This is a genomic window from uncultured Legionella sp., from assembly GCF_937871865.1.
GTDB lineage: Bacteria > Pseudomonadota > Gammaproteobacteria > Legionellales > Legionellaceae > Legionella.
Genome location: NZ_CALMPD010000080.1, coordinates 1 through 9,770 on the forward strand (window position 1 = coordinate 1; position 9,770 = coordinate 9,770).

Sequence of the window (9,770 nt, forward strand, 5' to 3'; positions counted from 1 at the left end):
AAAGCATACCGCCATTAAGTTAAGGATTTGGCCGTCATCCTGAGCATGACGTATTTTTCTTAACTTAATGGCGGTGAGTGCAAAGCATTTCCCCAAAGCATCAATTATCCGACTTTGGTTAATACATTGGCCATGAGCGCCGCGCTAGATGCTACGGTGATTCGTATTTCATGTTGATAATTATTGTTCACACCCATAAAGTTCTTGGTATGCCTGTAATTTTTTTACCTGTTCTGGTTGATTTTCATTACTCAGGTATTCGATTAAATCAAATAAGTTAATGATGGAATATACTTTGATTCCTTCATCTTTTATTTCGGATAAAGTGGATCGTTCAGTCAGCCCTCGTTCGCATCTGTCCAGTGCGATAATAACACCCGTTAAAATCCCGCCATTTTCTTTAATTAATGTTTGGGATTCTCTAAATGCAGTTCCCGCTGTTATCACATCATCAATTATTATTGTTTTTCCGGTTAATGGGGAGCCAATTAATTGTCCGCCCTCTCCATGCTTTTTAACTTCTTTACGATTAAACGTTACAGTACAATTTTGGCCTGCCTCATCAAGAGCTACTGCAGTAGTTGTGGCAAGGGGGAGACCTTTATACGCAGGACCAAATAAATGCTCAAACTCCGCATTGTTCTCTAAAAGAGTTTGTGCGTAAAACTGACCAAGTTGGCGTAAAGCGCTTCCATGATAAAATAATCCTGCATTAAAAAAGTAAGGACTAAGCCTTCCTGATTTTAAAGTAAACTCACCAAATTTTAAAACCTGGCAATCTAGAGCTAATTTTATAAAAGATGATTTCGTATGATTCATTATTTATTCCTAAAACAAAAAATTACTGAAAACAAACACATTTTTTGAAAAAAGTCCTTAACAATCAACAAAAAACTGTTATGCTAATCAGAGTGTGCGTGATAGTTCGTGCATAGAGAAACTGTTTATTATAGCGCAGTTGGCTGAATAGTGAGTGGCTTATTTTAAGGCGCTTTTTTTTAGCTTGTTGGAATAAACATTAATACATTTAAATAACGATTATGATGTAAAAAGATTAAGACAAAGGGGATAGCTAATGTCGCAAAGAGAGACTGGCCATGTTAAATGGTTTAATGAAAAAAAGGGATTTGGATTTATTATTAATCAACAAGGCGATGATATTTTTGTGCATTACAAAGACATTCAAGGTGTTGGATTTAAAACACTCCATGAAAATGATCCTGTAACTTTTGTGCTTGATAAAGGACCCAAAGGCTTTAAAGCGCAAGAGGTTGTTTTAGCGAGCGAAGCAAGCGAATAATCAATTATTTTTATAAGCCAGATAATACTGTCTGGCTCTATACATAAACCATCGTTCTAATTCCAGTTGTAATCTACGCTATTCCGAGAATAACCCAACATCTGCTGCGCAAAAAATCTCGCGAAAAATATATTGTCTTCTATACTTAAAAATTTCGCCGAACCAATTCATTGTTTCGGCACTCTTAATATCCAGGATTTCATCAAAAAAAGGAGTTTACTTATGAAAAAACTGTTATTAGGCCTAAGTGCCTGTTCTGTTTCAGCGTCGTTATTAATAGCAACTGATTGTTATGCGTCACTACCTGTTGCTCTGCCAACTGCATGCATTGCCAGCCAATTTTCTGCTACGGGGGATGCACATTGGAAGGAGGTGACCCTTAGGCTAACTAACAATTGTAGCCAACCCGTCGATTTTCAAAATGCTTCAGTTACTTTTAATAGTCTTAGTAGTGTAAACACCGCATTCTGGGGAGACTTTGATCCGCTCCCGTATCCAGACAATAATTTGAGTATTAGTTCCCAGCCATCTGGCACTAATTTTTTGGCTACTTTAAATTTGCATTTTCCTACCTGGGAAGGCTCTACCACCATGCTTCCTGTCGGTAAGTCTATTCAGTTAATCTACGGTCTTCCATCTGACGAGCATGTGGAGGGCAGTGCCAAAGTTTATCTAAGCTCTAACTCTGGAGCGGGTACTGGTACTATTAGTTTAAAAAACAGTACTGCAAAACCTGCTAATGTGAATCAAAATTATGCGCTCGTTCATGTTATGATGAATGGACAATCCATCCAGGATGTACAATTGGGATGGGGGGCTACATTAAATTTAAATGGGTTGGCAACAGGAACTTATACGATTTCACCTGAACAGATTACTGATACCGCAGGGACTATTTTCCAGGGTGTTGCAGCACCCCAAAATGTGCAGGTATTAGAAAATCAAACGGTGACATCAACGGTCACATACACCGCGGTGCAAAATACAGGAAAAATTAGCATTAAACTTCAAGCATTGCCTGCTGAGCTGGCTGGATATGCCACTAGTCCTACAGTCGTATTGACCCAGAACTCAACTGGTTCTACAACGTCCAAGAGTGTTGCCTGGGATAGTACCGCTACAGTGACCGCATTAAAAGCTGGTGATACGTACAGTCTGGCAACTGCAAACATCAATTATAATAACGTTAAATGTGCACCATTATTCGTGCCGCCCTCTGTTGTTGCAAATGCTAATACGGCCCCAGTAGCAAATTTAACCTATCATTGTGAACGTATAGCGGAATCTACAGCAACGTTTAATGTGCAAGGAGCACCAGGAACCTTAACTTCATTAAAGATTACTCTGACACCTAATGATAATTCAGCTCCTGTATCACAGAATATTACTTTAAGTAATGGCTCGGGATCTGCCGTGATTCCTTTAACAGAAGGGGTTATATATACAGTTTCTGCTGATAATATTGCGGGTTATACTGCCAGCTTTTCTCCTCAGCCCTTAACCGCTACAGCAAATGCTGTGGAAACTATTACTTTTACTCCAACAATTGCTGCACAAGGACGGATTATTACTTATGTTCCTGGATGGAAAACTCCGCCTGCGGCGCAATCTTTAGCAACTGCGGGTTATACTCATGTGATGGTGGCGTTTGGAGTGTTCAGTACGACAACTCCTGGCGTGATTGTTCCAGCATTTGATACAGTGACTAAAGCATACATTGATTCTCTGCATAATGCAGGTATTAAAGTAATACTTTCATTGGGTGGTGCATCGAGCAGTATTGCAAATACCTCAGTAGATTTTCATCAGGTATTATCTGCGGCAGCATCTCCTGCAGCGTTTCAACAAACCTTCATCAATTCGTTAAATGGGTTAATTGCCCAATATGGTTTTGATGGTTTTGATATTGATATTGAGCACGGCATTAATGCTGGTGGCAGTTTCTCTCAACCTCAGGGAGATATTGCTGTATTAGCCAATATTATTAATGCCATGCATCAGCAACATCCTAATCTGTTAATTACCCTGACACCTCAGGTCGCTAATATTTCGGCTACCAGTGGCTTTGATCAAACGTGGGGTAATTATGCATCTCTGATTATGCAAACCCATGATTCGTTAGCCTGGGTTGGCATTCAGCTTTATAATACAGGGTGTGCTTTTGGTATTGATTTAGTGTGTTATGCTGATATGCCAACTACTCCTGATTTCAGTGTTGCAATGGCTACTGATCTATTAGCAAATTGGCCATCAATGATTGATAATCGAGTAACAGGTTTTCAACCGTATATTAGTTATCTCAAACCTGAGCAAATTGTATTAGGCTATCCCGCTCCTGATGCTAGTGGAAACAGTGATGGTTCACCAGCTAAGTCTACCGTTATCATAAAACGAGCGATTCAATGTTTGAAAACGGCAACAAAAAGCAGCACAAGTTGCGATACCTATGTTCCACCCAAGGCTTATGGGGCTATTGGTGGCGTTTTCAACTGGGAAGCGACTTACGATCAAAATAACAACTTTAAATTCGCTACCGATCTGAAGAATTGTGTCATGAACGGGAATTGCAATTAAAATATTAATGCGCCATTTTATGGCGCATTTTTTATATTTTTTACGACCAAAACTACTTTAGCTTAAATTGGAGCCAAGGCTGTTAGGCGTTTCAACTGGATCTTCATCGTCTTTTTCTTTTTGTTCATTTACAACCGTTGTAGATTGAGTTCTTTGAATTGGAAACATTCGCTGGGTATCTCTTGGATTTTGAGCAGATTGCCACTGCATAGATAATTGCGTTGTTTGTTTCGGAAGCTCTTCTTTTTTTTCTGTGTCTATGGATGGGGTTAATGTCTCCAGAGGAAAATCAAATTCATCTCCTTCCAGAGTATCTGATGAAACATCTTGAACTGAATCAAAACTGGATGTTGCTGAAGTCGGCTCTAAGGTAAATCGTGGTCTGAGATTTGGGCGTGATATTGGGGGTGTGCCTGATATCCAGCTGGAGGTAGGTGTTGGGGGAATTATTGTACTTGATGATGGCCTTGAGCTTAGGCTATCTGTATGTGAAGTGGCACTTAAAACTGATAGATTACTATTGGAGAATGCTTTTTTTACAAAAAAACTAAATCCTTTATGCTGGGCAGGTAATTCAGGTGGATTCACAGGAAGCATCCCGGGCTTGTAATATTGGACACACTTTATTGATGTCATATTAAATTTATACTGCTGGGCTTCTGCATAAGTTCTAATCGGTTGGGTTGCCTTGGCTGCGATTAAATCATTATCTTGTGCCGTCATCTGCTCTATAGTGACTGCAGAAATAGTTTTAATAGTTTGCCTATAATCCTGGTCTGCATAAGGTCTGGTGCCTTTTATCGGTTCATATTCTGTGACCAGTGGATCTATTTTATTACCCTCTCTATCTATCGGCCCTTTGTATTTTTTTAAATTTAATGTGACATTATGGGGAATCATTTCGGGATATTTAAGAAAGTAGTCATGCAAGTTTAGAAGTAAATCATCACGATCATCTAGGAAATTATAGTTAAGGGTATCATTTGGATGTTCCTGCGACATTTTATGTATTTGGGCATAAATAAGGGTAAGTTTAGTGTCGTCATGAAGCCAGTCAGGAAAAAAAGTTCCGTTAGGTAATGTAGATAAAACGTAGTCTTTATTGTTTTTCTTATTGATAAGTTTCATTGCTTGCTTGAAACAAGTACCATCAGCCATATTATTAAAGATATCACCAAGTAACATATCATCAAGTTTTGCATCCAGATACTTGCTAACTTGTATGATCGCTGGGTAACAAGAGCCACGACCATCGGCGGTAGAATTACCAAAGTCATCAATTAAACCCTGTCTGTTCGAGCCAACAAAGACTATGACTTTAGGTTTTTTGTGGAATGCAGATGACGATGAGGGCTGCTGCGATGCGGAGTGGTGAATGTATGATTTGATTTGGTCAAGCAAATCTATATTTGCTGCGATTATATCTTTATCTTTACTGGCTAAATATTGGAGATTAGCTAGTGCTCCATCAAAATCGAATGAATATATTTCATAAATCAAAATCATGACTCCTAAAGTATTAATCGTGGCATATTGATGGGAGCTATTTAATCATATTGGCGAATATCTTTAAAGCGAGTTTTGAATTTATATTGTTTGATATTTTTACTATCTTATTGTAAGGATTTGGGCGTGGTTTGTGGTTAAATAAATGAGCTTACTATCTTAAGTTACAATTTATTTAAAACACTTATTTGATCGCATAATTTTGCTATTTTGATAATATAACCTATTGTTTTAAAATGGACTTGATTAGGGGGGCTGTTGACATTTCAGCCTAAAATCTCGGTGAGCCGCGGATAAGCACGGTACATCGGCATTAGCAGTTTTACCAGACTTATTGAGTATAAAGGGGAATCTATGAAAACTTTAACTAAATCAATGCAAGAAGCTATTACACCAACAATAGCCTTGCATTTATTGCAAGAGGGTAACAAACGATTTGTCAACAACTTAAAAATTAATCGAAACTTGCTGCAACAAGCAAATGAAACTTCTGACGGGCAACACCCTTTTGCAATTATTTTAAGTTGTATTGATTCTCGAACTTCCGTCGAATTAATTTTCGATCAGGGCTTGGGGGACGTGTTTAGTGCACGTATTGCTGGCACTATTATTAATGAAGATATTCTGGGCAGTATGGAATTCGCGTGTAAGGTAGCTGGAGCTAAAATAATAGTTGTTCTCGGACACTCAAAATGCGGAGCAATAAAAGGTGCTTGCGATCATGTAGAAATGGGTAATCTGACTGCTTTATTAAGCAAAATCCTCACTGCTGTTAATGCTGAAAAAACGGTAGTTGAAAATCGAACGTCGAGTAATGAAGAGTTTGTGGAAAAAGTTACTACTATTAATGTGCAACGAATGGTTCATGCTGTTATGGAGCGCAGTCCCATTTTAAAAGAACTCATTGAGCGAGGGGAGTGTGGAATTATTGGAGGTAATCATGATATTTCTACTGGTGAAGTAATGTTCTATGACGATACCAAATTTGGTTTTCAGGAAGAGCATGAGGATATAGAGCGTTCAGAAGCTATCTATAACGAGCTTTGAGAAAGGCATTTTATTCTATTGAAGAAGCTCAAACTGATGGGCAACATAGGGATGGAGAGGTATTTTTCAACCCTAAGTTGCTAATTGGCTAAAAAATAGTTTTAACGCCAGAATAATCAAGATTATACCAGTAACACGCTCTATCCAATGACTTATTTTTTGAAATTTGGCTCGGGTTCTTTTGCCTGAAAGGCTGTATGCTACAAAGGAAAACCAGAGTAGGGTCTCAAAAAAAAGGATAACTGCCAGTGAGAGTTTATTGAAATCAGAAATATCTTTTGGCATCAGTACTGAAAATAAACTAATGAAAAACAACATGGCTTTGGGATTAAATAGATTAGTTATGAACCCTAATGAGAATGCTTGCATGGGGCTGAGATCGGCACTGTTATCATAAGTCCCTATCTTGTCTGTATTCGCTTTGGCTAACACATTTTTATAACCAATATAAAACAAATATCCCGCGCCGATGTATTGTATTACTTGCATTAAAATCGGGATTTTTATTAGTAACAGTCCCAGCCCTAATAAGGTATAGCTAATATGGATAAGGCTGCCCAGAGCAATACCCAAGGCCGTTAACAAACCACTTCGCCTTGAATAAACGAGGCTGTTTTTTACTGTAATAGCGAAATCAGGTCCGGGGCTTATGAGTGAAATAAAAACCAAAGCGATGAGAGGCAGAAGTGTGGCGAATTGATCTAAATGGTTCATAGAAGCTCCTGGCAAGTCATTGCTTTGGGTACTATCATAATCAGGTCTGTTGATATTTCATACTAAAATCTATACGTCATCCAGAGCATAGCGATGGCTCTCCTGAATCCCTGGAGATTCTTCGTCGCTAGCTCTTCAGGATCATGCTCAAAATCCTTAACTTAATGCAGTATCTTTTGAACAACACATTTAGATGGAATATCTTAGTACCTACGAATTATTAAAAATACATTAAATGTGAAATTATTTTATCTAATTCAACCTTGATTTGCAAGTTAATTGATCATGTGTAAGGTTTTAGTCTATTTTTTATATAATAATTTTATTAAAATAACAAATAAATGAAATTAATTTTATAATGGAGAGTTATTGACATGAGCGATTCAATTGATCTGTTAAGACATCATTCTCGTAAATTAATACGAGAGTTAGGAATGTTGCAGTTGAATAAAGTGGATGCCAAAGAACAACCCTCTTATTGGCATACATTAATTGAGATTAATAAAGAACCTGACCTTACCATTTCAAAATTAGGTCAATTACTATTAATTTCAATGCCAACATTATCCCGCATAGTATCCTCTTTGGTTAAGGATGGATTGATCACTGTAAAGGAAGGGCGGGATAAACGTGAACGATTTCTCCAAATTACTGAGAAGGGGAAAGAGAAAGTGCGTTATATTGATGAGTATTCTAATATTAAAATCAAACGGGCCTTCCATTTTCTGACATCAGAAGAAACAGAAGATTTGATTGTTGCCCTCGGTAAATATGCTTCAGCCCTGGAGAAAAGCAGGCTTCTTCGTGAACAAGTAAAAATTCTCAGATTGTCTACCTCGCGTACTTTACGCAAACAGATAGTTCATATGATAGAGCAGATTCAGATTGATGAGTTTAATATCCCTATTACTCCGGACATTAATGCTTCCGTTCTTAGAGCTGAAGAAGGTTTTTATTATCATAATACCTGTAATTTCTGGTATGCGGTTGATGAGCAAGGCACAATTATTGGCAGTATAGGGTTAAGAAAAATAAACGAGCGACAAGGAGAGGTGAAAAAATTCTTTCTTATTCCCGAATATAGAGGGGTGGGTATTGCACAATTGTTGTTTCAAACTCTGATAAAGAGTGCATTGAAGCATGGTTTTGATGAGTTGTTTCTTGGTACCGTGGAACAATTACATGCTGCGCGACGTTTTTATGAAAAAATTGGTTTCAAAGCGATTGATAAAGATTTATTACCTCAGCAATTCGAATTATGTCATCTCGATACTCATTTTTATCATGGATGCTTAAGGCTCATTGAAGAACAGTTAAAGTGAATCGTTCCATTACAACTAGTCGTCATGTTACGTAGGCATACACGATGAGCGTACAGCCATTTTGATATTTTTGTAAGTTGTGTAATTACGCCAAAAATTAATTGATTTATTTAACATTAGTAGTAACCTGACTTTATGAATTAATAAATATATTACTTCTGAACCTCTGCAGGTTCTGTCTATGCAAATGCTTACGCACTGTATTTATTTAATTACTGTTTAGAGAGCCCTTCATGATAAAACAAATAATCAAGCGGTTAATAGCTAGTATTTATTGTTTTTGTACTTTGGGCTACGCGGCTCCAGGGCTTTTGTTTTCCATTACTGAGTCGGGCGGGACAGCTGCTGCTGATATTGTTTTGTGCCTGAATGGAAAGGGGGCTTTATCCTGTCAAAACTATCGAGTTTCTTCTGATACTTTGCATATTCTAAGTACCGCCAATAATTTTTATCCTGCCGCAGGGATTAAGGTTTTAACCGGTTATCAACCCTCAGGATGTATACCTCATTCCAATGGTTACTGCCTGTTTGCTGTTAATAATACGGCTGCAGCGATGGTTCAGCTTCGTTCAACATCATCACACCAGACGTTCCGCGTGACACCCTCTGGTGATGGCCATGAAAATATTAGCCCCGATACTCCACAAACGGTCAGTGATGGTGCGCTGCAGAGCTTTGTCGTGACGGCTAATACAGGTTATACCTTATCACACTTGGTTAGTGGTAGCTGTCCTCAAGGGAGTTGGAGTGGCAGTATTTATACCACTGGCGCGATTCATAACGATTGCTCTGTGAGCTTTAGTTCGAGCAAGGATATTATCCCCATTTCAGTCAATGGTTCTTCACTGTTATTACAGCCCAATACAACGGGGTCTTTGATGGTCACTAATAATGGTTCAACAATGGCCTATGATGTGATGGCAACCCTGCCTTCCGGGCTGGCCGCCAATGTCTTGCAGGATGCTTCACAGTGCACCGCACTGGCTCCTGAGAGCAGCTGCTCTTTGTATTTTACTACCAATGCTCAGTTCTATCCGCCAACCCCTGTATCAATTGCAGGCAGTAATACTAACACGCTTGGTGTGACCCTGACTTTGACCAGTCCTTATATTACTAATGGTACAGTAGCTGCTGTTGCTTTTGATGCCGTAAATAACCTTATTTATCTAGGAGGAAGTTTCTCTTATGTTGGCCCGAATACAGGGAACGGTGCTCCTCTCTCTGTTACGGGATTGCCAGAAGAGATTTACCCTCGATCGCTGCGAGCCATGGATAGCCGAAGGCTAGGGCGAGTAGTCCCTGGTAGC

General features: G+C 38.6%; 7 protein-coding genes and 1 pseudogene. 5 read left to right on the forward strand and 3 right to left on the reverse strand.

All coding sequences use genetic code 11. The features are described 5' to 3' along the window. Window positions 1-180 precede the first annotated feature (180 nt). Window positions 181-819 (reverse strand): orotate phosphoribosyltransferase, encoded by a 639-nt coding sequence (gene pyrE / locus Q0495_RS04740; protein ID WP_298623667.1) that lies wholly within the window; start codon window positions 817-819, stop codon window positions 181-183. Between the two features lie 256 nt (window positions 820-1,075). On the opposite strand from pyrE, the gene Q0495_RS04745 reads away from it, so the two are divergent. Both Q0495_RS04745 and Q0495_RS04750 read left to right on the forward strand, forming a co-directional pair. After that, a complete protein-coding gene (locus Q0495_RS04745; protein ID WP_298623669.1) occupies window positions 1,076-1,300 on the forward strand; it encodes a cold-shock protein in 225 nt (74 codons plus the stop codon). A gap of 222 nt (window positions 1,301-1,522) precedes the next feature. Beyond that, window positions 1,523-3,874: a glycosyl hydrolase family 18 protein gene (locus tag Q0495_RS04750; protein WP_298623671.1), complete on the forward strand. Its 2,352-nt coding sequence runs from the start codon at window positions 1,523-1,525 to the stop codon at window positions 3,872-3,874. A gap of 57 nt (window positions 3,875-3,931) precedes the next feature. On the opposite strand, the gene Q0495_RS04755 is transcribed toward Q0495_RS04750, so the two are convergent. Beyond that, window positions 3,932-5,374: a hypothetical protein gene (locus tag Q0495_RS04755; protein ID WP_298623673.1), complete on the reverse strand. Its 1,443-nt coding sequence runs from the start codon at window positions 5,372-5,374 to the stop codon at window positions 3,932-3,934. A gap of 360 nt (window positions 5,375-5,734) precedes the next feature. Here Q0495_RS04755 and Q0495_RS04760 point away from each other — a divergent pair, with 360 nt between their 5' ends. Further along, window positions 5,735-6,427: a carbonic anhydrase family protein gene (locus tag Q0495_RS04760; protein ID WP_298623674.1), complete on the forward strand. Its 693-nt coding sequence runs from the start codon at window positions 5,735-5,737 to the stop codon at window positions 6,425-6,427. Window positions 6,428-6,499: 72 nt separating this feature from the next. On the opposite strand, the gene Q0495_RS04765 is transcribed toward Q0495_RS04760, so the two are convergent. After that, window positions 6,500-7,141 (reverse strand): LysE family transporter, encoded by a 642-nt coding sequence (locus Q0495_RS04765; RefSeq protein ID WP_298623677.1) that lies wholly within the window; start codon window positions 7,139-7,141, stop codon window positions 6,500-6,502. 374 nt (window positions 7,142-7,515) lie between these two features. Between Q0495_RS04765 and Q0495_RS04770 the strand changes: the two genes are divergently transcribed. Together Q0495_RS04770 and Q0495_RS04775 are read left to right on the forward strand one after the other, a co-directional pair. Then, the gene (locus Q0495_RS04770) at window positions 7,516-8,463 is read left to right on the forward strand and encodes a bifunctional helix-turn-helix transcriptional regulator/GNAT family N-acetyltransferase (protein ID WP_298623680.1); all 948 of its coding nucleotides are present in this window, start codon (window positions 7,516-7,518) and stop codon (window positions 8,461-8,463) included. A gap of 233 nt (window positions 8,464-8,696) precedes the next feature. Further along, window positions 8,697-9,770: pseudogene (locus tag Q0495_RS04775) on the forward strand (hypothetical protein); the annotation flags it as partial.

Excerpts from the sequence above, each read along its gene's own strand:
- Q0495_RS04745 (WP_298623669.1), top strand. The coding sequence starts at position 1,076 with ATGTCGCAAAGAGAGACTGGCCATGTTAAATGGTTTAATGAAAAAAAG.
- Q0495_RS04770 (WP_298623680.1), top strand. The coding sequence starts at position 7,516 with ATGAGCGATTCAATTGATCTGTTAAGACATCATTCTCGTAAATTAATA.
- Q0495_RS04760 (WP_298623674.1), top strand. The coding sequence starts at position 5,735 with ATGAAAACTTTAACTAAATCAATGCAAGAAGCTATTACACCAACAATA.
- Q0495_RS04750 (WP_298623671.1), top strand. The coding sequence starts at position 1,523 with ATGAAAAAACTGTTATTAGGCCTAAGTGCCTGTTCTGTTTCAGCGTCG.
- pyrE (WP_298623667.1), bottom strand. The coding sequence starts at position 819 with ATGAATCATACGAAATCATCTTTTATAAAATTAGCTCTAGATTGCCAG.
- Q0495_RS04765 (WP_298623677.1), bottom strand. The coding sequence starts at position 7,141 with ATGAACCATTTAGATCAATTCGCCACACTTCTGCCTCTCATCGCTTTG.